The organism is Arthrobacter sp. 05L421 (assembly GCF_056397785.1).
This window is the reverse complement of the sequence record NZ_JBFTOC010000001.1, coordinates 575538-597171: the sequence shown is the minus strand read 5'-3', so window position 1 is coordinate 597171 and position 21634 is coordinate 575538. Positions and strand designations below refer to the sequence as shown.

Below are 21634 nucleotides of genomic sequence, written 5' to 3'. Positions count from 1 at the left end.
GGCTGTAGCGCGGCGACGGCGGCAATCACCTCGAACAGGTGGTTGCCGCCGTCGCTTTTAACGCTGCGGATCCTCAGTAGCTGACGGGGGTGCTGGCCGGCTCAACCCCCGGGCCCGGTGGGATATATTCGGCGGCCAGTGCCTCGGAGCCGCGGGCGAGGATGGACACATCGGCCCCGACCAGCACGAAGGCTGCGCCGCCTGCCAGGTACCGGTGTGCGGTGGCGGGCGTGAAGGCGTTCACGCCGGCGGGCTTCCGGGCCGCTTTGGCGGCGGCGAGGCAGTGTTCGACGGCGGCGCGCACCCGGGGGTGTTCCTGCTGGCCCAGCAGCCCCATCGAGGCGGCGAGGTCGGAGGGGCCCAGGAAAATCGCGTCCACGCCGTCCACCGCCACGATGTCGTCCACGGCGGCAACGGCTGCTTCGGATTCGATCTGGACGGTGACACTGACGGTTTCGGAAGCGCGGGCGAGGTAGTCCGGAATCCGGTTCCAGCGCGACGCCCGAGCCAGGGCGGAGCCCACGCCGCGGACGCCGTGCGGCGGGTAGCGGGTGGCGGCCACGGCGGCCTCCGCGTCGGCGGCGGAGTTGACCATGGGGATCAGCAGGTTTTGGACGCCCAGGTCAAGGTACTGCTTGATCAGCACGGTGTCGTTCACGGGCGGCCGGACCAGGGTGTGGACCGGGTAGCCGTGGATGGCCTGGAGCTGGGCGAGGATGGATTCGAGGCCGTTGGGGCTGTGCTCGGCGTCGATCAGCAGCCAGTCAAGGCCGGCCCCGGCGCAGATTTCGGCCACGAGCGGGCTGCCGGAGCAGACCCACATCCCGGCCAGCGGCCGGTCTGCCGCGGCGAGGGCGTCACGGAAGGTGGCGTCGGGTTCTACTCGAAGCGGCATGTGATGCTCCCCAGCGGTCCGTAGTCGGCGTGCACGGTGTCGCCCTTGTAGACCCACAGCGGGCGGGTGAAGGATCCGGCGAGGATGATGTCGCCGGCTTTCATGGAGTCGCCGTGGGCGGCGATTTTATTTGCGAGCCAGTGCACGCCGTTGGCCGGGTGGTCCAGGACGCCGGCGGCCACGCCGGTTTCCTCCACGGTCTGGTTTTTGTAGAGGATGGCGGAGACCCAGCGGAGGTCCACGGCGTCGGGCTTCACCGGGTTCCCGCCGATCACCATGGCGCCCATCGCGGCGTTGTCGGCGATGGTGTCCACGATGGTCCGGCCCTCCATTTCGATCCGGGAATCCAGGATCTCGAGGGCCGGGACCACGTAGTCGGTGGCGTTCAGGACGTCGAAGATGGTGCAGCCGGGGCCGGACAGGTCCTTCTTCAGCACGAAGGCGAGTTCCACCTCCACCCGGGGGTGGGTGTACCGGTCCCATGGCACAGAACAGCCGGTTTCGAGGACCATGTCATCGAAAATGGCGCCGTAGTCCGGTTCAGTGATACCCGTGGCGGCCTGCATGGCCTTGGACGTAAGGCCGATCTTGCGGCCCACCAGCGTGCGGCCGGCGCCCTCCTTGCGGCGCCGCCACAACTGCTGCACGGCGTAGGAGTCCTCCACCGTCATCTCCGGGTAGCGGGCAGTCAGGCGGGGGACCGAGGTGCGGGAGCGCCCGGCTTCCAGCAGTTCGTCGGCGATGGCCTCGATCGTCGCGGGGTCAAGCATTCGGGTGCTCCTCAGGTGGTTGGGCAGGTCAATTTGGGCGGCGTCTGAGGCGCGGTCCCGCATCCGCGGGATGCGGGACCGGCCGGGCAGATCGAGGCTTAGAGCTGGGCCCCGAGCTTGAAGCCCGTTCGGTCGCCCTCGGGGGCTGCGTCCTTGCGGGTGTAGGAGAACCCGTCGGCGCCCACGGTCACGGCCATCTCGGACTTTTCCTCACGGACGATGACAGGCTGCGGGTTGCCGTCGAGGTCCAGGACCAGCGAGGCCTCGGTGTACCAGGACGGGACCACGGGGTTGCCCCACCAGTCGCGGCGCTGGTTGTCGTGCACGTCCCAGGTCACCACGGGGTTGTCGGGGTCGCCGGTGTAGTAGTCCTGGGTGTAGATCTCGATGCGGTGCCCGTCGGGGTCCAGGATGTAGAGGTAGAACGCGTTGGAGACCCCGTGCCGGCCGGGGCCGCGTTCGATCCGGTCGGAGATGCGCAGGGCGCCCATCTTGTCGCAGATCTGGATGATGTTGTGCTTCTCATGGGTGGCGAACGCGACGTGGTGCATGCGCGGGCCGTTCCCGCCGGTCAGGGCGGTGTCGTGCACGGTCTGCTTGCGGTGCATCCAGACGGCGTAGGTGACGCCGTCGGAATCCTGGATGTCCTCGGAGACGCGGAAGCCGAGGTCCTCGAGGTACTTGCGGCCCTTGGGAACGTCCGGGGTGACCTGGTTGAAGTGGTCCAGCCGGACGAGCTCCCCGGCGGAGTAGAGGTCGTAGCGCTGGGTGAGGCGTTCGACGTGCTCGGTCTCGTAGAAGAACTCATAGGGGAAGCCCAGCGGATCCTCGACGCGGACGGAGTCGCCGATGCCCTTGGTGAAGCCGTCCTTGCGGCGCTCGGTGCGGCAGCCCAGTTCCTTGTAGTAGGCCTCGGCGGCGTCCACCTCGGCGGGGGACTTCACCCGGTACGCGAACGCGGCAACGGCGGCCACGGGTCCCTTGCGCAGCACCAGGTTGTGGTGGATGAACTCCTCAAGGGAGCGCAGGTAGATGGCGTTCTCGTCCTCCTCGGTGACGTGCAGGCCGAGGACGTCCACATAGAACTCGCGCGACTTCGCGAGATCGGTGACGACGATTTCCATGTAAGCGCAGCGGACGATATCCGGGGCCGGGACAGTGGGGGTGGGGACGAAGTTAGTCATGGCGTTCTCTCTTCTTTGAGGTGGGGTCGCAGGGCGCTTAGGCGCCGAATTGGGGGGTGTGGCCGAATTTGGGCGTATGAACGGTGCCGAGGGTGATGTGGACGGCCTGCTGGTCGGTGTAGAAGTCGATGGAGCGGTAGCCGCCCTCATGCCCCAGTCCTGAAGCCTTGACCCCGCCGAACGGGGTGCGCAGGTCGCGGACGTTGTGGCTGTTGAGCCAGACCATGCCGGCCTCGACGTTCTGCGAGAAGTTGTGCGCCCGGGTCAGGTTCTGGGTCCAGATGTAGGCCGCCAGGCCGTACCTGGTGTTGTTGGCCAGGGCGAGGGCTTCGTCGTCCGTATCGAACGGGGTGATGGCAACCACGGGGCCGAAGATCTCCTCCTGGAAGATCCGGGCGTCCGGGGCGACGTCGGCGAACACTGTCGGGGCGATGTAATTGCCCTCCGGGAGGTGGTCCGGGCGGCCGCCGCCTGCCAAAAGCCGGCCTTCGGTCTTGCCGATCTCCACGTAGGAGGCCACCTTGGCGTAGTGCTCCGGGTGGACCAGCGCGCCGACCTCGGTCTTGGGGTCGTGCGGGTCGCCCACCACGATGTTCTTGGCCCGGGCGGCGTACTTGTCGCAGAATTCCTCGTACACGGCGCGTTCCACCAGGATCCGGGAGCCGGCGGTGCAGCGCTCGCCGTTGAGGGAGAAGACGCCGAACAGGGCGGAGTCGATCGCGGCGTCGAGGTCGGCGTCGGCGAACACCACGCACGGGGACTTGCCGCCGAGCTCCATGGAGAGGCCCTTGAGGTTGGCCGCGGCGTTGCGGAAGATCGTCTGGCCCGTGGTGGTTTCACCGGTGAAGGAGATCAGCGGCACGTCCGGGTGCTTCACGAGCGCGTCGCCGGCCTCCTCGCCGAGGCCGTTGACCAGGTTGAACACGCCGTCCGGGAGGCCGGCGTCCTTGAAGATCTGCGCCCAGAGCGAGGCGGACAGCGGGGTGAACTCGGCCGGTTTGAGCACCACGGTGTTGCCGGTGGCCAGGGCCGGGGCGAGCTTCCAGGATTCGAGCATGAACGGCGTGTTCCACGGCGTGATGAGGCCCGCGACGCCGATCGGCTTGCGGTTGACGTAGTTGATCTGGGCGCCGGGGACCTTCATGGCGTCGTCGAACTGGGCCACAATCAGGTCCGCGAAGAAGCGGAAGTTCTCGGCCGCGCGCAGCGCCTGGCCCTTGGCCTGAGTGATGGGCAGGCCGGTGTCAAAGGTTTCCAGCTCGGCCAGCCTCGCCTCCTGGGCTTCGACGGCGTCGGCGATCTTGTTCAGGACGCGGGCCCGCTCGCGGGGCTTCATCCTCGGCCACGGGCCGCTGACGAACGCGTCCCGGGCGGCGGCGACGGCGAGGTCGATGTCTTCCTTCTGGCCGGCGGCGGCGGTGGCGTAGTTGGTGTTGGAGACCGGGTCCAGCACGTCGAAGGTCTTCCCGCCCACGGAGTCAACGAATTCGCCGTTGATGTAGTGCTGGATGTGGCTGGGAAGGTCCTGCGGAACGTGGTGGGTGGTGGTTTCTGCGGCAGTGAACGTCATTGTTTTTCCTTACTTACAGAGTGCAGGGCGGGGTCACTTACGGCCCATGTAGGGGGCCTTAATGGGCGCTAAGTGACCCCGCGTTGCTTTGGGCGAGGTACGCGTCGAGGGTGGCGCTGCGGTGGCGGCGGGCGGCCTTTTCGATGTCGTCCGGGCTGGCGCCGGACTCGATCAGCTGCAGCAGGGCCTCGTGCTCGTCCACGGATTCGTGGGCGCGGCCGGGGACGAAGCGGAACGTGGACGATCGCAGGGACGCCAGCCGGTTCCAGCCGCGGTGGACGAGGTCCAGGATGTGCGGGTTGGGGCAGTGCTCAAACAGGACGCTGTGAAAGTCCTGGTTCAGCCGGGTGAACCGGACGGGGTCGAAGTGCTGCAGGCATTCGCGCATCTCGGCGTTGACGGCCCGGGCGCGGGCCACGTCAGCCGCCCCGATCAGCGGAGCCGAGAGGGCTGTGGCGGCCCCCTCGACGATGCTGAGGGTCTGCATCGTGTAGAGGTATTCGGTGGGGTCGATCCCGGCCACGGTGGCGCCGATGTTGCGCTCGAACGTGACCAGGCCCTCGGCTTCGAGCCGGCGGATGGCTTCGCGGACCGGGACCACGCTGACGCCCAGGTCCTCGGCGATCTTTGCCAGCACCAGCCGGTAGCCGGGGGAGTAGGTGCCGTCCACGATCCGGGACTTGACGGCCGCGTAGGCCTGCTCGGACTTGCTGGCCGTGGTGGCTGCGTTGACTGTGGTGGCGGGGGCGGCGGCGTCAGTCATTGGCGTTGCCGGCTTCCCATTCCTGGTAGCGGGTCCGCCATGCGGCGTTGAGCGGGTAGAGGCCGTCCACGCTGTGGCCCTGCTGCACCATTTCGGCGATGAAGGTTTCCTCGCGTTCCTGGGCGATGGAATCGTCCGCGAGCTCTTCGGCGAGGGCAGGCGGGATCACCAGGATGCCGTCCGCGTCGGCCACGATGATGTCCCCGGGCTGCACGGTGGTGCCCCCGCAGGCGATGGTGATGTCCGTGTCCCACGGGATGTGCCGGCGACCCAGGACCGCGGGGTGCGGGTTGGCATAGTACGTGGGCATGTCCATCGCTGCCACGGCCGAAAAGTCACGGACCCCACCGTCGGTGATGATGGCCGCCGCGCCGCGGACCTGGGCGCGGAGGGCCAGGATGTCGCCGATGGTGCCGGTGCCCTTTTCGCCGCGGGCTTCCATCACGAGGATCTCGCCCTCGTTGACGGAATCGATGGCCTTCTTCTGGGCATTGAAACCGCCGCCGTGGGTCTTGAAGAGGTCCTCGCGGTTGGGGACGTAGCGCAGGGTCCGGGCCAGGCCCACGATCCGCTTCTGGGGCCGCGTCGAAGTCAGGCCGTCGATGCTGACGTTGTTCAGGCCGCGCTTGCGCAGCTGGGAGGACAGGGTGGCGGTGCAGACGCTTTCCAGCTTCGCCTTCAGCTCCGGGGACAGGACGGGTCCGACCGCCGCGCCCTCCGGCGCTGCGAGGCCGGCGGCATCCCGCGAGCCGTACGCCTCCTCCCGCTGCACGTCATCGGTCTTGGGCCGGGCGCCAAAGTCAGCGAACGGCGTCGTGCCTTCCTCCACCCGGGTGACCAGCCGTCCGGTAGAGAGAGCGGTGGGTTCGCCGGCGCTGACTTCCACCTCGACGACGTCGCCCGGCGCAGCCACCGAGGCCCCGGCGGGGGTGCCGGTGAGGATGATGTCACCCTCTTCGAGGGTGAGCAGCTGGGACAGATCGGCCACGAGCCTTGCGAACGGGAAGAGCAGGTCCCCGGTGGTGTCGTCCTGGACCAGTTCACCGTTGTGCCAGGTGCGGATCCGCAGTTCGGCGGGGTCGACGGCGTCTGCCGCGATCAGGCCTGGCCCCACCGGCGTGAAGCCGTCGCCTCCCTTGGAGCGGAGATTGGAGCCCTTGTCAGCGTAACGGAGGTCGTAGACGCCGAGGTCGTTGCTCGCGGTGACCCACTCGACATGGCTCCAGGCGTCCTCGATGCCCACGCGGCGGGCGGGCTTGCCGATGATCAGGGCGATCTCGCCCTCGTAGCCGAGGAGTTCGCAGCCGGCCGGACGCTCCACGGTTGAAGGGGCCGCTGTCGACCCGAGAGCCAGGGACGACGACGGTTTCAGGAAGTAGGAAGGCTGCTCGGGTGTGCGGCCGCGCTGGGCTGCCCGGCTGGGGTAGTTGATATGCACCGCGATGACCTTCCGGGCCGCGGCCAGGATGTGGTCGGTGACCTGTTCCAAGTGTTACTCCTCATCGAGTACGAAATCGTATACGAAAACTATGGTCCGGGAACCGGGGAACGTCAACCCCTTATTAGGCAATTTCCATGGCGCTTGTAACCCGCGTCATATCTGCCGTACAGTTTTGGATTGGGAATCAAAATTCTATTATCGAACGTCATGTTCTAATATCGAACGCCGCGACGGCGTAAGCCCCGACACAACGACCCGCCACACAACGAAGTGAGGAAAGCCCGTGCAGTTCCACCACCACGGTTACGTATCCGGTGACCCGCGAGTCCAGCCGGCCGCCGGCGTCGGCATCGATCGGCCCACGCAGCTTCCTGACGAAGTGGACGTGCTCATTGTGGGCACCGGCCCTGCGGGCATGCTCACCGCAGCGCAACTCTCCCAGTTCCCGGGCGTCACCACGCGGATTGTGGAGCGCCGCGGCGGGAGGCTCGCCATCGGCCAGGCCGACGGCATCCAGGCCCGCAGTGTCGAGACTTTTCAGGCCTTCGGTTTCGCCGAGCGGATCATCGCGGAGGCGTACCGCATCACGGAGATGGCGTTCTGGAAGCCGGGCCCCCAGGACCCCTCGAACATCGCCCGCAGCGCCCGCACCCTCGACGACCCGGGTGGGATCAGCGAGTTTCCGCACCTGATCGTCAACCAGGCCCGCGTGCTGGATTACTTCGGCGAGTTCATGGCGAACTCACCCACCCGCATGGCGCCCGACTACGGCCTGGAGTTCCGCAGCCTTGAGGTCGCTGGTGAAGGGGAGTACCCGGTCACAGTGACGCTCGTCCACAGGGCGGGCCCCGACGAGGGCCAGGAGCGCAGAGTCCGGGCGAAGTACGTCGTGGGTGCTGACGGCGCGCGGAGCAAAGTGCGGGCTTCGATCGGCTGCACCATGGCCGGCGACCAGGCCAACCACGCGTGGGGCGTCATGGACGTGCTCGCAAACACAGACTTCCCCGACATCCGCCTCAAGTGCGCCATCCAGTCCCATGACGGCGGCAGCATCCTTCTGATCCCGCGCGAGGGCGGGCATCTCTTCCGCATGTACGTCGACCTCGGCGAGGTGGCCGCAGGCGACAACGGGGCCGTCCGCAAGACCACCATCGAGCAGATCATCGCCAAGGCCAACGCGATCATCCACCCCTACACGCTGGACGTGCGCAATGTGGCGTGGCACAGCGTGTACGAGGTGGGCCACCGCCTCACCGACCGGTTCGACGACGTCCTCCCGGAGCAACTCGGCACGCGCACGCCACGCGTGTTTATCACCGGCGACGCCTGCCACACGCACAGCGCCAAGGCCGGCCAAGGTATGAACGTATCCATGCAGGACGGCTTCAACATCGGCTGGAAGCTCGGGCACGTGCTCGAGGGCCGCAGCCCGGAAAGCCTGCTCGCCACCTACTCGGCCGAGCGGCAGGTCGTTGCCAAGAACCTCATCGACTTCGACAAGGTGTGGTCGACACTCATGGCGAAGAAGCCCGAGGAGTTCGAGAACCCCTCCGAACTCGAGGACTTCTACGTGCGCACCGCCGAGTTCCCCGCGGGCTTCATGACGGAGTACGCGCCGTCAATGATCGTCGCCGAGGCGACACATCAGAACCTGGCCACCGGCTTCCCCGTCGGCAAGCGCTTCAAATCTGCGCCGGTGCAGCGCGTGTGCGACACCAATCCGGTCCAGCTCGGCCACCAGGCGAAGGCGGACGGGCGCTGGCGCATCTACGTCTTCGCGGACGCGGCGGCACCGCAGGCGGGACCGGGCCCAGGGCAGCAAGGTGCGGCGTCGGCCGCCGCCGAGTTCGCCGACTGGATCGCGAACGCGCCGGACTCGCCGCTCGCCGCCACCCCCGAAGGGGCAGACCGCGACGCCTGGTTCGACGTGAAGGTGATCTACCAGCAGGACCACACGGGCATCGACATCGGCGCCGTGCCGGCGGCGTTCAAGCCGCAGGTGGGTCCGCTCCGGCTCACCTACCTCGAGAACGTCTACGCCACCGATCCGACGGCGGACATCTTCGAACTGCGCGGCATCGACCGCGGCGGCGTCGTGGTGGTGGTGCGGCCAGACCAGTACGTGGCCAACGTCCTGCCGCTGACGGCGACGGCGGAACTCGCCGCGTTCTTCGCGCCCCTCCTGCGGGCCGGGCAGCGCGAGGCGGTATGACCGGCGTGCGCTCTCTCTAGTCCACGTGAGCGCGCGGGCTCGGGCACCTTCCGATGGCGCCGTGACGTTCCCGCCCAGTTGTTGCTGGCCGCTCCTCTACGTACCCGCACAATCCCGGGGGTGCGGAGAGGTGAAAGCGGGGTCCGGCACCGAGTAACTGGGATCGAGCGTCGTCACACCGTCCGGCGCGCGGGCTCAGGCCTTCAGGTGCTCGGCGAAGTGGTCCTCGATCCGCTGCCAGGCTTCCGGGGCCGATTCCGGGTCCGGACCGACCCCCATGACCCGGAAGAGCGGCCGCAGGGCCCTCGGCCCTGTCTCCACGTCGTTGAGGAAGGCGTGCCCTGCGTGCGGGAATTCCTTGATGTCGTGGGCCACGCCCAGGCTGTCGAGCACGGCCTCGAGGTTCGCGGCCCCGCCACGCAAGGTGCGGTCCTTGCCGCCGAAGTTGGCCACGACCGGGCAGGCGCCGGCGAGGGCCTCGTCGGGGTTTTTGGGGAGCCGGCCGTAATTGACGGCGGCGGCGTCGAAGCCGTCATTGGCCAGGAGGAGGGCGAAGCCGCCGCCCATGCAGAAACCGATCACGCCGATCCTGCCTGTGGTCCGGCCGGATTCCCGCAGCCAGTCCCGGGCGGTGGCCAGATCGGTGAAGGCCCGGCCCTCGCCCGCCGCCAGCGCCCGCATCGTGGCCACGAGGCAGCGGCGGGCGCCGCCGTCGCTGTATAAGTCAACGGCCAGCGTCAGGTAGCCGGCCGCCGCCATGCGGTTGGCGTGGCGGACCGTGATGTCGTCCAGGCCGAAGGCCTCATGGACCATCAGGACAGCCGGAAAAGGCCCCTCGCCCTCCGGCGACGCCAGGTAGCCGCGCAACGCCGGGGAGCCGCCGGCGGCTGCACTGGCCCGGCTCAGGTCAACGTTGCTGAGATCCCGGCCGACGGGCTGGCCGTGGTCTGCTTTGGTCCGTGCCATGGTGTCCCCTTTGTCGACGGCGTGGGGCCATTCTCGCAAACGGGCATAAAAAAGCGACGCCGGACATCCCCCAAAGGAAGATCCGGCGCCGCAAAGTTTGGAAGGACTAGTCCTTTTTGAAGGTGTCCTTGACGTTTTCGCCGACCTTCTTCGCGTCGGCTACAACCTGGTCCTTCTGGCCCTCGGCGCGCAACCGGTCGTTGTCTGTGGCGTTTCCGGCAGCTTCCTTGGCCTTGCCGCCCAGGTTCTCCGCTTCGTTCTGAATCTTGTCTCCGACACCCATGGTGTTGGCCACCTTTCGTTTCCGGTTGAAATTCACTGTTCGATCACCATAACACAAAGCATGCTTACTAATTCAAGGGGTGACGCACGGTGATCCGATAGGCTCGAGGTCATGGACCACAAGACCACTCTCACGCAGCACATTAATGCTCCCGCGGACTCGGTCTGGAAGGTGGTGTCGGACATTCCCGGATCTGCCGCGACCCTGTCCGGCGTTGAGTCCATCCAGATGCTCACCGACGGACCTTACGCCGTGGGCACGCGATGGAAGGAAACCCGCACCATGCTGGGGCGCTCGGAAACGGTGGAGATGTGGGTTTCCCAGGCCGAGGCACCGTCGGGCGGCCGGGGCGGCACTACCACGGTGAAGGCTCTGCAGGGCGGCGCCGACTACACGTCCAGGTTTTCGCTGGCGGAGCGCGACGGCGGAACGGATCTCACGCTGACCTTCGGCGCCGAAGTCATCGAGCCGACCCGGTTCAGCAGGATCATGCTCGCCGTGTTCGGTCCCCTGGGAATGCGCATCACCCGCAAGGCGCTTGCAAAAGACCTGACGGACATTGCCGCCAAAGCCGAATCCCTGTGACGGTGCGGCGCGCTGCGGCGGACAAAGCTCCCAAGGTCACAGCTCCCCGCCTCGCGCCGGTCCGGCCGGGGGAGCTGCGGGACGATCCCGCCCCGGAGTTCCGGCGCGGTGTTCGGTACGACGGCGTCCGGTACAGCCGCGCGTCCGCAGACGGCCTGGACCTCGGCGCCACGGACTTTGCCGAATGCGAATTCAATGGAGTGTCCTTCAATGAGACGCAACTGCGCGGCGCCACGTTCCGTGACTGCGTCCTGACCGAGGTTTACGCCCCGGTGCTGATGGCGGCCCGGGCCAGCCTCCGGGATGTGGAGATCGGCAACCCCCGCTGGGGATCGGCGGAGCTCTATGAAAGCGGCTGGCAGTCGGTGCGGATCGACGGCGGCAAACTCGACTATGTGAACCTGCGAGGGTCCAAGCTCACGGACGTGCAGATCAGCGACTGCATCATCAACGAACTCGATCTGGGCTCCTGCACCGCTACTAGGGTCGCCCTGAAGAACTGCACGATCGGGACCCTAGATTTCACCGGCGCCCGGCTCAAGGACTTCGACCTCCGCGGCACCGACTTCCGCACCATCAGCGGCCTGGGCAGCCTGGCCGGTCTCGTGGTGGATGACTACCAGCTCACCCTGCTCGCCCCGTTGCTCGCGGCGCATCTAGGCGTCGTCGTCGCGTAATCCGGCGGCATCCGGTTGACCCCTTTGCCTCGCCGTGTAATCTTTATAGAACGAACGGTCGGTAATTTACTCTGCTGCCGGCCCCGCTTTCTTGGTGAAGGATGTTCTCATGGTCGAGGCTTTTCTTGTTGGCGGCGCCCGCACCCCCGTGGGCCGCTACGGCGGCGCCCTCTCCGCAGTCCGCCCCGATGACCTGGCCGCACTTGTGGTTCGCGAGGCAGTGTCACGAGCCGGCGTCGATCCGGACACCATCGACGAGGTAATCCTTGGCAACGCGAACGGCGCCGGCGAAGAGAACCGCAACGTGGCCCGGATGGCCACCCTCCTGGCCGGGCTGCCCCTCCACATCTCCGGCATCACCGTGAACCGGCTCTGCGCTTCCGGGCTCAGCGCCATCATCATGGCCAGCCACATGATCAAATCCGGCGCCGCGGACATCGTGATCGCCGGCGGCGTCGAATCCATGAGCCGGGCCCCATGGGTCCAGGAAAAACCCCGGACCGCCTTCGCCAAACCGGGCGAAATCTTCGATACCTCCATCGGCTGGCGTTTCGTCAACCCGCAGTTCACCAAGGGTGAGCTCTCCCGGGACGGCAAGATGACCTACTCCATGCCCGAGACGGCGGAAGAAGTGGGGCGGATTGACGGCATCTCGCGGGAGGACGCCGACGCCTTCGCTGTCCGCTCCCACGAACGCGCCCTGGCCGCCATCGCCGCCGGCCGCTTCGCCGAGGAAATCGTCCCCGTGACCGTCAAATCCCGCAAGGGCGAGACCGTGGTGGACACCGATGAGGGCCCCCGTGCCGGCACCACCATGGACGTCCTCGCCGGGCTCCGGCCGGTTGTCAAGGGCGGCTCGATCGTCACGGCAGGCAACTCCTCCACCCTCAACGACGGCGCCTCCGCCATCATCGTGGCCTCCGAAGCAGCCATCCAGAAGCTTGGCCTCACACCGCGGGCCCGCATCATCGACGGCGCCTCTGCCGGCTGCGAGCCCGAAATCATGGGCATCGGCCCGGTCCCGGCCACCCAGAAGGTGCTCGCCCGTTCCGGGCTCAGCGTCGGTGACCTCGGCGCCGTCGAACTGAACGAGGCGTTCGCGACCCAGTCCCTGGCCAGCATGCGCCGGCTCGGTCTCGACCCGGAGATTGTGAACCGCGACGGCGGCGCGATCTCCCTGGGGCACCCGCTGGGGTCGTCCGGTTCCCGGATCGCCATCACGCTGCTGGGGCGGATGGAACGCGAAAACGCGAAGATCGGCCTCGCCACCATGTGCATCGGCGTCGGCCAGGGCACGGCCATGCTGCTGGAGCGCGTGTAGTGGCGGCCGCGGCACTGTCCCTCGAAGCGGCAGGCTTCAGCACGCTCCTGGTCGAAGAGCGTGAGGACCGCGTGGTGGTGGTGCTCAACCGCCCCGAGGTCCGCAATGCGATCGACCAGCAGATGGTCGACGAACTCCACGCGGTCTGCGCCCATCTCGAGCAGCACCCGAAAGTCCTCATCATCGCCGGCGCCGGCGGGGTCTTTGCCTCCGGTGCCGACATCGGGCAGCTGCGCGAACGGCGCCGCGACGATGCCCTGCAGGGCATCAATTCCACCATTTTCGTCCGGATCGCCAAGTTGCCGATGCCGGTCATCGCAGCCCTGGACGGCTTCTGCCTCGGTGGCGGCGCCGAATTGGCCTACGCCGCCGACTTCCGGATCGGCACCCCGTCAGTCCGGATCGGCAATCCCGAAACCGGCCTCGGCATCCTGGCCGCCGCCGGGGCCAGCTGGCGCCTGAAGGAACTCGTGGGGGAGCCCGTCGCCAAGGAAATGCTGCTGGCCGGTGCCGTGCTGCGCGCAGAACGTGCCCTCGCCGTCAATCTCATCACCGAAATCCATGAACCGTCCGGGCTGATGGACGCCGCACACGGGCTCGCCGACAGGATCGCCAGGCAGGACCCGCTGGCCGTCCGGATCACCAAGTCCGTGTTCCAGGCCCCGGCCGAGGCGCATCCGCTCATCGACCAGCTGGCGCAGGGGATCCTCTTCGAGTCCCAGGCCAAGTTCGACCGTATGCAGGCTTTTCTTGACAAGAAATCAGAGAAGAAGTCAGCCAAAGAATCCGGGAAGCAGAAATAGACATGGGCAACTCCGCACTCCCCGACAACAACCTTCCCGGCAGTAACCTCCCCGACAGTAGCCTCCCCAGCAGCAACCTTCCCGACTACGTCGGTGTGCTCGGCGGCGGCCGCATGGGCGCCGGCATCGCGCACGCCTTCCTGATCAAGGGAGCCAATGTCGTGGTGGTCGAGCGGGACGACGCTTCGGCCGAGGCCGCCCGGGAGCGGGTCGAGTCCGCCGCTGCCAAGAGCATTGAGCGCGGCGCCGTGGACGGCAACCTGGACGAGATGGCTTCCCGGCTCGAGGTCACGGTGGACTACGACGACTTCGCTGGCCGGCAGCTGGTGGTCGAAGCCGTTCCGGAGGACTGGGATCTGAAGGTCACCGCACTGCGCGGCATCGAGGAACGGCTCGCCGACGGCGCCTACCTCGCCTCAAACACGTCGTCGCTGTCCGTCAACGGGTTGGCCCGTGAGCTGAAGCGGCCGCAGAATTTCCTGGGCCTGCACTTCTTCAACCCGGTGCCGGCGTCGACACTGATCGAGGTGGTCCTCGGCGAGCAGACTTCCGACGCCCTCGCCCAGGCCGCCCGCGGCTGGGTCGAGGCCCTCGGCAAAACCGCCGTCGTGGTCAACGACGCGCCCGGCTTCGCCTCTTCCCGGCTTGGCGTCGCGATCGCCCTCGAGGCGATGCGGATGGTGGAAGAGGGCGTGGCCAGCGCTGAAGACATAGACAACGCCATGGTCCTGGGCTACAAGCACCCCACGGGCCCGCTGCGGACCACCGACATCGTGGGCCTCGATGTGCGCCTCGGCATCGCGGAGTACCTGCAGTCCACGCTGGGGGATCGTTTCGCTCCGCCGCAAATCCTGCGGGACAAGGTTGCCCGCGGGGAACTGGGCCGCAAGTCCGGCAAAGGCTTCTTCGACTGGACCAAGTGACCGGCGCCTGTCCGTGCCCCTAGGATGGTGCGGTGACTTCCCTGGACCGTCCCGCGATCGCCCCCATCACCCTGACCGGCAAATACGTCGTCCTTGAGCCGCTGAGCCCGGCCCACCACGACGGCCTCGTCGAGGCGGCCCGCGACGGCGAGCTGTGGCAGCTCTGGTACACCAGTGTGCCCGCGCCGGAACACATGGCCGCCGAGATTGAGCGGCGCCTGGCCCTGCAGGACAGCGGCGACATGCTGCCCTTCACTACCCGGCTGCTGGATCCCGCTACGGGCGGAGCCGGACGGGTGATAGGCATGACCACCTACATGAACATCGACGCCGCCACGCCCCGGGTGGAGATCGGCTCCACCTGGAACGCGGCGTCGGCACATGGCAGCGGGACCAACCCGGACTCCAAGTTGCTGCTGCTGGGGCATGCCTTCGAAACGCTCGGCTGCCCCGCCGTCGAGTTCCGGACGCACTGGCTCAACCACCAGTCCCGCGAGGCAATCGCGCGGCTGGGCGCAAAGCAAGACGGCGTGCTCCGCAGCCACACCCGCAGCGCTGACGGGGCGCTGCGGGACACTGTTGTGTTTTCCATCCTGGAACACGAGTGGCCGATGGTCCGGAACGCCCTGGAGTCCAGGCTGGCCAAGCGGCGCTAGGGTGCCGAGTAGGCCTTGGCCCGGTTAAGCGATGCGAAGTACGCCTGGTACCCCTTGGCATTCGGGTGGAAGTTGTCGGGACTGGTCGGGGCCGAACGGTCGAGGTTGATCCACGGGGCTGCCGAGTTTATGCCGTGACCGGCGAAGGCTGCCCTGACGTCGACGTACTCTGCTCCGGTAGCGCAGGCGGCTGCGGCGATGGACCCGTTCAGGCCGTCAGCCAGTTGGGCCGCCTTGTTGATGAACAGCGACATCGGATCCGTTTGACCGGGGGCGACCGGATCGTAGAGGTAGGGGTAGCCCGTCACCACAACCTTGGCGTTTGGCGCGGCAGCTTTCACGCTCTGAATCATCGCGGTCACATCACCGGCCAGTTTCTTGCTCGCGATCTCGCCCGCCGCGTAGGCCGTGGCAGCCTCGCACTGCGGGACCGCGGCGGGGTTGACCATCGCTGCGGCGCAGGACGTAAAGATGGCCCCAACCCGGAGGTTGTTGCCGCCGGCAGTGATACTGACGAGCTCCGTACTCTTGTTCAGTTTCCTTAACTGGGTGTTCACGACGTCCTGGGTCGTCTTGCCGCTGCACGCCGCGTTAGTGACCAGCTTGATGGCTTTCGATTCGGCCGCGAGCTCGGAATAGGTGTTCTCGCTGCGGTAACAATCATCTAAGTACGGCCCCGCCCCCTGCCCAGCGGCGTAGGAGTCTCCCAGTGCGATGTACTTGGTCTTGTCCACGGCCTGCGCCGGCACCGCCGCCAGACCGACTGCCAGCGCCAGTGTGGCGAGACCGGCCGCCAGAGCCGTCCGCCGGCGTCGAAGATTCAGAGATCCCATGGTGTTCCCCTCAGTAGCACGCTGGATTCAGCGCCCGTGCCGTGAAACGTGCCGCGAAGGGGTGTCAGTCCCGGCCGCAGGCGAGCTGATAAGAGCCCGGAGGCTGCCGGGTTCACCGCCACCCTATGCCGAAGCCCGGACCCACACCATACCGATAGTCCCGTTGTGCAGAACTTTCCTGAATTCCACCGTGGATCAGCGCCGGTGCGTTTGCTTAGCTTTCAGGATGACAATTCCCGCCGGGTCATCTGAGCACGCCAGGGCGACGGCGCTGCCCGGTGCGGTGGAGTGGGACGGGGCCGTCAACGCGTGGCATGTGGCCGGCGACGTGTACCGGATGGGGCGCCGGGAATGGCTGACCGAGGCCGGCTGGCGGCAGGCACACCGCCATGGCATCCGGACCGTGATCGACCTCCGCAACGAAACCGAAATCCGGCGCCGGGAGGCCGATCCGTCGGTGGCGGCGGCGGCCCTGGCCGGCTTCGACGTCGTGCTGGCCGCCACCGAAGACCCGGACAACGCCGAATTCCGCGCGCTCTGCGTGCCCTACCTGAACGACCCTGCCTGCTATGCCGACAATGCCAGGTTGTTCCCGCACCTGCTGACCCGTGTCTTCAGGGCGGTGGCCGCGGCGGAGGGCGGGGTGGTTATCCACTGCTCCGCCGGGCGGGACCGGAGCGGCATGATCGCGGCCATGCTCCAGGACCTCGCCGGGCACAGCGACGAGGCCATTGTGCGCGGCTACCAGCGCTCCATGAGGGGCATCAACGAGCACCACCGGCGCACCGTCGTCCCGCATCCGCACGAACGGTTTCTGCCCGACGACGTCCTGCTGCCCCTGCTGGAATCCCGGGGCAAAAGCCTGCTGGAATTTGTCCGGTCCCTGAACACCGCGGACTACCTGTGCCGCCACGGTGTGACCTCCGGCGAGCTCGCGGCCATCTTGGCAAAGCTCGGCAGGTAGGGTAGCCCGGTGAAGACTCCGAAGTTCCAGCCGATGGTGCGCGCCGCCGCGGCCCTCGCGATTGCGCTTGCCGGCATCTTGCCTGCTGGTGCGTTGTCCGCGGTGCCGGCGCTGGCTGAAACCGGCACAGGCACAGGCACCGGCACCGTCTCACCGGCTCCTGCGGCATCGACACCAACGACGACGCCGGTCCCGGCGGCGGTCCCGGCGGCGGCGGCGCCGTCGGACTCTGCTCCCTCAGAGACGGGGTCTTCGACTCCGGACCCTTCATCCACGTCCGCTACGACGCCCATTAACGACGCCGGCCTCGCCGAGGCCGTGCAGCGGGACCTCGGCATGACCCTTACGGAATTTAACGCCGCCGGTGCACTGGCCCGGCGCGCCGCCGACGCCGCGCCCTCCCTTCGCGCCCTTCCCGGCTATGTGGGGATCAGCCTCGCCGGCGGCAAGATCGCGGTTGAAGGCAGCGGCCCCGAGCTCCTGGCCCGCGTGGCCGAACTGGACGGGACCGGAGCGGCCACCTTTGTGCTTGTGGCACCCAAAGCTGCCGCCGTTGCACCCTCGGCCGCGGAGCTTCTGGCCTCCAGCACCCGGCAACTGTTCGAGGCCTACGTCCGCGAGGTCGGGGCCGCCGGGCTGCAGGCTGTCACCTACACCGACGGCCACTTCATCATCCGCACCGGCGGCACCAACACGGCGCAGTCCGTTCCGACCTCCGGCCCGGATCCGCAGCCGGCTGCAGCGTCGGGCGCGAAGCCGAAGATGTCCGCGGCGGAATTCGTGGCCCGTTACGCCAATGTGGCGCTGGAACGAGGATCGCGGATTTCGACGGAGGAGGACTTCTTTGGCGGCCAGGGGTACGTCGTTGACCGCCACTCCGTCTGTTCGGCCGGCTTCGGAGCCTTCAGCCAAGCGGGCAAACCCCTGGTCCTGACGGCCGGACACTGTGCCGCGGACGGCACCGCGAAGCAGGCCTTGATCGAGATTCCGGCAGGAGCGCCGGCGGCCGGCGGGCCCGGTTTGGGCGCGGCCGCCGGGACCCTGGGGACATTCGGGTTCAGCCAGTTCGGCGGCCCGGGCAATTCAGTAGTGGCTGCTGACGGCACCAACGTCGGCACGGACATTGCCGTCCTCCAAGGCATCAGGAGCGGCCTGAACCTCCAGCCCGCCGTCACGCGGTGGGACAACCCCGCCGATCCGGGGCCGACGTCGGTGAAGATCGTCGGCACGGTGGCCCCGTTCCAGGGCCAGCCCGTGTGCCGCTCCGGCCGGAGCCTCGGCTGGTCGTGCGGGACCGTGGACTCGGTGGGCACCTGGGTCATCGCCGGACCGAACTCCCTGCCACCAAACTATGACAACGATCTCCGGGCCCTGAACGGCTTCGACTCCAGTACGGTAAAGTCCCGCCCCGGAGATTCCGGCGGCCCGTGGATCAGCGGGAACTTCGCCGTCGGCATGCACACCGGAGCCGAAAGCGAGGGCGGCGTCCAGACACGCGCCATCGCCACCACGCTGGAGGACGCTGCTGGCCGGGTCCCCGGCGGTGTCCAGCTGCAGCTGTTCCTGACCAAGCCAACGCTCACCGCGGCCGCCAACGGAACCGTCACAGCCGGGGCGCCGATTAGCGGGCACGTGGGGGCCGGTCCGGCCTCCGTGGTGGCTGCGAAATCCAAGGTCCGCATCACCGTTGGGGGGCAAAATCTCGACGTGCCGGTGGATGCTGCCGGGAACTGGACGTTCCGGGCCCCGCTACCGAGTGGGCAGCTGGCCTTCTCAGCGGAGACCGTGAACGGCTTCAGCCATTCTGGACCGGCGTCCTTTACGGCCACCGTCGCAGCTGCCCCGCTTCCGGCGCCCGGAATGACGACGCCGACGGGTACCGCTCTGCCTGCGCTGAACAGCATCGCCGGCACGGGCATGCCCGGTGCGACCGTTGTGCTGTCGGGCGACGTCGACGGCTCGGGGACGGTCGGTCTGGACGGCCGCTGGAGCATCAACGTGGCCGATCAGCCGGTCGTCGGGAAGGTCTCGGTCACGGCGGTGCTCACAGCTCCCGGAGAGGCGGACGGCCCCTCCGCGACCAGCACATATACCGTCACGCCGCCGGCGCCGGCGGTGTCGAGCATCCGGGACGGCAGACACCTCCGCCCGGGCGCTTTGCCCACGGACATCTCCGGCACCGCCGTTGACGGTGCGGATGTGCGCGTTGCCCTGGACGGGGTGATCGTTGGATCGGTGCAGGCTGAAGCCGGTGGGGCAGGAGCCGGGGCGGCGCTTCAGCCCCGGACGGCGCGGAACCCGGCCGGCGACGCCCGGTGGAGCGTCCCGTTCCCTGCGGGACTGGCGGCCGGAGCGCACACGCTGACGGTCACGCAGGCGGTTGATAGGGTCACCTCGCGCCCGGCCAAAGTAGCCTTCATTATCGACCCCCCTGCCGTTTCGGGTGGGTCCCCGGCCCAGCCGCCTGCTGCCGAGCCGCCAGGAGTGGCCGCGCAGCCGCCTGCTGCCCAACCGCCAGGAGTGCCCGCGCAGCCGGCCAAACCCGCCGGAGTTCCCGTCCCGCCGTCGGACACCTCCCTAATTGTGGGCGGCACAGCACCGGACGGCACGACGGCAGGCAATGCTGGCCTGCTGGCCAGCACGGGTGCCGGCGGGCTCCTGACTGCCGCCGGCCTGGGCGCCGGAGCCCTGCTGCTCGGCGCCGCTTTCGTGGCGTTCGGCCGGCTCCGGCCGGTGCGGTAGCCGGACCTCCGGGCCCGCATCCACGCCGGGGCCCCAGTTCGCCGGAAAGGTGCGGGGTCGCCGGAACGTTCCGGCGACCCGGGCAGGTTTTCGGCGAACCCGCGGGGTCGGGGCAGGAAAGCGCGCCGCGGCTACTGGAAGTCAGCCAGCCAGAGATCCGGGCCGAAAACCTCGTATTGAATGTCCTTGGCCGGTACACCACCGGCAATCAAGGCGTTGCGAACCGACTTCAGGAACGGCAGGGGACCGCAGAGGTAGTACTCCGCGTCGTCGGGGAGTTCCACGTCGCTGACATCCATGAAGCCGGTGAATGCGGACCCGGACGTGCCGCCGGCCTCGGTGGGAGTCAGGAACCACGTCTTCAAGGTCCCGTCCGCCAGCTTCGCGAGATCCTCCGTGACCTGCGCGCGGAGCGGGAAGGATGCTTCGCTGTCGTCGGCATGCAGGAGCATCACTTGGCGTTGGGAACCGGACTGAACGAGGTGGGAGAGCATCCCGGCCATGGGGGTGATGCCGATTCCGGCGCTGGCCATGACGAGGGGCCGGTCCGTGTACTCCAGCACCACGTCGCCGAACGGTGCTGAGAGCACCACCTCGTCGCCCACCTGGACATCGTGGTGGAGCAGTGTGGACATCTCGCCGTCGGGCGTCGGAAGTCCGTGGACCCTCTTGACGGCAAACTGCCGGTGCTGCCCGTCGTCGGCCTTGGTCAGGCTGTATTGCCGCGGCTGTTGCACGCCGTCGGGCATGGTCATCTTGATGGTCACGTACTGCCCGGGCAGGGACGGCTTGACGTCGCGCTCGTCGGTCCGTTCGACGACGAACGAGACGACGTCGGCGCTCTCCTGGATCCGCTGTACCACCCGCCACGTCCGCCAGATGGTTTCGGGGGAGAGGTGCACGGCGTTGTACAGCCCGCGCTCCTTGTTGATGAGCAGGTTCGCCATCAACCAATAGACCTCGTCCCACGCGGCGGCGACCTCGGGAGTGACGGCATCCCCGAGTACATCCACGATCGCCCAGATGAGGTGGTCGTGGACAATCTGGTACTGGTCCGGGCTCAGTCCCAGCGAGACGTGTTTGTGGGCCACCCGGGAGAGCAGATGATCCGGCAACTGGTCCGGTTTCTCCACGAGCATGGTGGCGAATGCCGCGATGGATCCGGCGAGTGCCTGCTGCTGGCGGCCGTCCGCCTGGTTTCCCCGGTTGAAGAGGCCATCCAGGAGATCCGGCCGCGCCTCGAACATGTGTTTGTAGAAGCTTTTGGCGATTTCCTCGATGTGCTCGCCGACTACGGGAAGCGTTGCCTTGATGACAGGAAGCGAGGTGTCAGAGAGCATGGCGGATCCTTCGGGTGCGACCGGTGATACCCGGCGGTGCCGGGCGACTCAGCCCTTCCACGCTAACAGCCGGGGCAGCGGGCCCTCCGGGTCCATCGGCCCTACGCCGACGGGGAGACCGGGTGTAAGCGACGTCCACGTCCTAGGTCCACCTCCAGCCCGCATCCACGCCCGGTCTCGCCGGAAAGCTGCGGGGTCGCCGGAACGTTCCGCCGACCCCGCACGGTTCCGGCGACGCCGAGGGGTTGGGGGCGAAGGCGCGTGCCGCGAGCCGCGATTTCCGGACTCAGGCCTTGCGGTCCAGCAGCAGGTTGGTGATCCGCAGGGTGCAGAGCCGCTGGCCGGCCTCGTTGGTGATCAGCACTTCGTGCGTGGCCAGGGTGCCGCCCAGATGGATGGGGGTTGCCGTGATCGTGATCAGCCCCTCGCGGGCCGATTTGTGGTGCGTGGCCGAGACGTCGACGCCCACCGCCGTCTTGCCCAGGGTGCTGGCGTGGATGACGGCGGCCCAGGACCCCACGGCCTCGCCCACGGCAAGCGACGCGCCGCCGTGCAGGAGCCCGAACGACTGCCGGTTGCCCTCCACCGGCATGGTCGCCACCACGCGGTCCACGGACTCCTCGACGATCTTCACGCCCATCTTCTCGTCGAGTTCCCCGAGTGTAATCTTCCACAACTCGGTGCTGCCGGTCTCGGGCGTCATATC

At 67.8% G+C, this 21634-nt stretch carries 20 protein-coding genes; 9 read left to right on the top strand and 11 right to left on the bottom strand.

Annotated elements, in window-relative coordinates:
• Positions 1-73: 73 nt before the first annotated feature.
• From AC1DKQ_RS02755 to AC1DKQ_RS02730, 6 genes are all read right to left on the bottom strand, one after another.
• Positions 74-895 carry an HpcH/HpaI aldolase family protein gene (locus AC1DKQ_RS02755; RefSeq protein WP_476918151.1) on the bottom strand — a complete coding sequence of 274 codons (822 nt, stop codon included), beginning with the start codon at positions 893-895 and terminating at the stop codon, positions 74-76.
• The gene (gene hpaH / locus AC1DKQ_RS02750; RefSeq protein ID WP_476918150.1) at positions 880-1665 is read right to left on the bottom strand and encodes a 2-oxo-hept-4-ene-1,7-dioate hydratase; all 786 of its coding nucleotides are present in this window, start codon (positions 1663-1665) and stop codon (positions 880-882) included. The genes AC1DKQ_RS02755 and hpaH overlap by 16 nt, the downstream gene beginning before the upstream one ends.
• Before the next feature lie 98 nt (positions 1666-1763).
• Positions 1764-2849: a 3,4-dihydroxyphenylacetate 2,3-dioxygenase gene (gene hpaD, locus AC1DKQ_RS02745; RefSeq protein WP_476918149.1), complete on the bottom strand. Its 1086-nt coding sequence runs from the start codon at positions 2847-2849 to the stop codon at positions 1764-1766.
• Between the two features lie 37 nt (positions 2850-2886).
• A complete protein-coding gene (gene hpaE / locus AC1DKQ_RS02740) occupies positions 2887-4419 on the bottom strand; it encodes a 5-carboxymethyl-2-hydroxymuconate semialdehyde dehydrogenase (protein WP_476918148.1) in 1533 nt (510 codons plus the stop codon).
• Between the two features lie 58 nt (positions 4420-4477).
• A complete protein-coding gene (locus AC1DKQ_RS02735) occupies positions 4478-5182 on the bottom strand; it encodes a GntR family transcriptional regulator (RefSeq protein WP_476918147.1) in 705 nt (234 codons plus the stop codon).
• Positions 5175-6671, bottom strand: coding sequence for a fumarylacetoacetate hydrolase family protein (locus AC1DKQ_RS02730; RefSeq protein ID WP_476918146.1), 1497 nt, complete (start codon positions 6669-6671; stop codon positions 5175-5177). Before AC1DKQ_RS02730 ends, AC1DKQ_RS02735 begins: the two co-directional genes overlap by 8 nt.
• A 235-nt stretch (positions 6672-6906) precedes the next feature.
• On the opposite strand from AC1DKQ_RS02730, the gene AC1DKQ_RS02725 reads away from it, so the two are divergent.
• Positions 6907-8835 (top strand): FAD-binding monooxygenase, encoded by a 1929-nt coding sequence (locus AC1DKQ_RS02725; RefSeq protein ID WP_476918145.1) that lies wholly within the window; start codon positions 6907-6909, stop codon positions 8833-8835.
• Between the two features lie 195 nt (positions 8836-9030).
• Here the strand turns inward: AC1DKQ_RS02725 and AC1DKQ_RS02720 are convergent, their stop codons facing one another.
• Together AC1DKQ_RS02720 and AC1DKQ_RS02715 are read right to left on the bottom strand one after the other, a co-directional pair.
• Positions 9031-9801 (bottom strand): dienelactone hydrolase family protein, encoded by a 771-nt coding sequence (locus tag AC1DKQ_RS02720; protein ID WP_476918144.1) that lies wholly within the window; start codon positions 9799-9801, stop codon positions 9031-9033.
• A gap of 106 nt (positions 9802-9907) precedes the next feature.
• On the bottom strand, positions 9908-10084 hold the full coding sequence (locus AC1DKQ_RS02715) for a CsbD family protein (RefSeq protein WP_476884505.1): 177 nt from the start codon (positions 10082-10084) through the stop codon (positions 9908-9910).
• A gap of 111 nt (positions 10085-10195) precedes the next feature.
• Between AC1DKQ_RS02715 and AC1DKQ_RS02710 the strand changes: the two genes are divergently transcribed.
• The 6 genes from AC1DKQ_RS02710 (at position 10196) to AC1DKQ_RS02685 (ending at position 15049) form a co-directional block, all read left to right on the top strand.
• Positions 10196-10669 carry an SRPBCC family protein gene (locus AC1DKQ_RS02710; RefSeq protein ID WP_476918143.1) on the top strand — a complete coding sequence of 158 codons (474 nt, stop codon included), beginning with the start codon at positions 10196-10198 and terminating at the stop codon, positions 10667-10669.
• Between the two features lie 2 nt (positions 10670-10671).
• Positions 10672-11346: a pentapeptide repeat-containing protein gene (locus AC1DKQ_RS02705; protein WP_476918142.1), complete on the top strand. Its 675-nt coding sequence runs from the start codon at positions 10672-10674 to the stop codon at positions 11344-11346.
• Positions 11347-11455: 109 nt separating this feature from the next.
• A complete protein-coding gene (locus AC1DKQ_RS02700) occupies positions 11456-12667 on the top strand; it encodes a thiolase family protein (protein WP_476918141.1) in 1212 nt (403 codons plus the stop codon).
• Positions 12667-13470, top strand: coding sequence for an enoyl-CoA hydratase/isomerase family protein (locus AC1DKQ_RS02695; RefSeq protein WP_476918140.1), 804 nt, complete (start codon positions 12667-12669; stop codon positions 13468-13470). The genes AC1DKQ_RS02700 and AC1DKQ_RS02695 overlap by 1 nt, the downstream gene beginning before the upstream one ends.
• A gap of 2 nt (positions 13471-13472) precedes the next feature.
• Positions 13473-14393 (top strand): 3-hydroxyacyl-CoA dehydrogenase family protein, encoded by a 921-nt coding sequence (locus AC1DKQ_RS02690; protein WP_476918139.1) that lies wholly within the window; start codon positions 13473-13475, stop codon positions 14391-14393.
• A gap of 32 nt (positions 14394-14425) precedes the next feature.
• Positions 14426-15049: a GNAT family N-acetyltransferase gene (locus AC1DKQ_RS02685; RefSeq protein ID WP_476918138.1), complete on the top strand. Its 624-nt coding sequence runs from the start codon at positions 14426-14428 to the stop codon at positions 15047-15049.
• Here AC1DKQ_RS02685 and AC1DKQ_RS02680 read toward each other — a convergent pair.
• On the bottom strand, positions 15046-15882 hold the full coding sequence (locus tag AC1DKQ_RS02680; protein ID WP_476918137.1) for an SGNH/GDSL hydrolase family protein: 837 nt from the start codon (positions 15880-15882) through the stop codon (positions 15046-15048). The two genes, AC1DKQ_RS02685 and AC1DKQ_RS02680, sit on opposite strands and share 4 nt — an antisense overlap.
• A 226-nt stretch (positions 15883-16108) precedes the next feature.
• Between AC1DKQ_RS02680 and AC1DKQ_RS02675 the strand changes: the two genes are divergently transcribed.
• A complete protein-coding gene (locus tag AC1DKQ_RS02675) occupies positions 16109-16846 on the top strand; it encodes a tyrosine-protein phosphatase (protein WP_476918136.1) in 738 nt (245 codons plus the stop codon).
• A gap of 9 nt (positions 16847-16855) precedes the next feature.
• Positions 16856-19588: a S1 family peptidase gene (locus AC1DKQ_RS02670; RefSeq protein WP_476918135.1), complete on the top strand. Its 2733-nt coding sequence runs from the start codon at positions 16856-16858 to the stop codon at positions 19586-19588.
• 131 nt (positions 19589-19719) lie between these two features.
• Here AC1DKQ_RS02670 and AC1DKQ_RS02665 read toward each other — a convergent pair whose 3' ends face one another.
• Both AC1DKQ_RS02665 and AC1DKQ_RS02660 read right to left on the bottom strand, forming a co-directional pair.
• Complete coding sequence (locus AC1DKQ_RS02665; protein WP_476918134.1) at positions 19720-20928, bottom strand: globin domain-containing protein; 1209 nt, start codon at positions 20926-20928, stop codon at positions 19720-19722.
• 286 nt (positions 20929-21214) lie between these two features.
• Positions 21215-21631: a PaaI family thioesterase gene (locus AC1DKQ_RS02660; RefSeq protein WP_476884516.1), complete on the bottom strand. Its 417-nt coding sequence runs from the start codon at positions 21629-21631 to the stop codon at positions 21215-21217.
• Positions 21632-21634: the final 3 nt, after the last annotated feature.

Bases quoted from the DNA above. Each gene is read 5' to 3' on its own strand.
- hpaH (WP_476918150.1), bottom strand. From the start codon at position 1,665: ATGCTTGACCCCGCGACGATCGAGGCCATCGCCGACGAACTGCTGGAA.
- AC1DKQ_RS02665 (WP_476918134.1), bottom strand. From the start codon at position 20,928: ATGCTCTCTGACACCTCGCTTCCTGTCATCAAGGCAACGCTTCCCGTA.
- AC1DKQ_RS02675 (WP_476918136.1), top strand. From the start codon at position 16,109: ATGACAATTCCCGCCGGGTCATCTGAGCACGCCAGGGCGACGGCGCTG.
- AC1DKQ_RS02720 (WP_476918144.1), bottom strand. From the start codon at position 9,801: ATGGCACGGACCAAAGCAGACCACGGCCAGCCCGTCGGCCGGGATCTC.
- AC1DKQ_RS02735 (WP_476918147.1), bottom strand. From the start codon at position 5,182: ATGACTGACGCCGCCGCCCCCGCCACCACAGTCAACGCAGCCACCACG.
- AC1DKQ_RS02690 (WP_476918139.1), top strand. From the start codon at position 13,473: ATGGGCAACTCCGCACTCCCCGACAACAACCTTCCCGGCAGTAACCTC.
- AC1DKQ_RS02715 (WP_476884505.1), bottom strand. From the start codon at position 10,084: ATGGGTGTCGGAGACAAGATTCAGAACGAAGCGGAGAACCTGGGCGGC.
- AC1DKQ_RS02710 (WP_476918143.1), top strand. From the start codon at position 10,196: ATGGACCACAAGACCACTCTCACGCAGCACATTAATGCTCCCGCGGAC.
- AC1DKQ_RS02755 (WP_476918151.1), bottom strand. From the start codon at position 895: ATGCCGCTTCGAGTAGAACCCGACGCCACCTTCCGTGACGCCCTCGCC.
- AC1DKQ_RS02660 (WP_476884516.1), bottom strand. From the start codon at position 21,631: ATGACGCCCGAGACCGGCAGCACCGAGTTGTGGAAGATTACACTCGGG.
- hpaE (WP_476918148.1), bottom strand. From the start codon at position 4,419: ATGACGTTCACTGCCGCAGAAACCACCACCCACCACGTTCCGCAGGAC.
- hpaD (WP_476918149.1), bottom strand. From the start codon at position 2,849: ATGACTAACTTCGTCCCCACCCCCACTGTCCCGGCCCCGGATATCGTC.
- AC1DKQ_RS02700 (WP_476918141.1), top strand. From the start codon at position 11,456: ATGGTCGAGGCTTTTCTTGTTGGCGGCGCCCGCACCCCCGTGGGCCGC.
- AC1DKQ_RS02680 (WP_476918137.1), bottom strand. From the start codon at position 15,882: ATGGGATCTCTGAATCTTCGACGCCGGCGGACGGCTCTGGCGGCCGGT.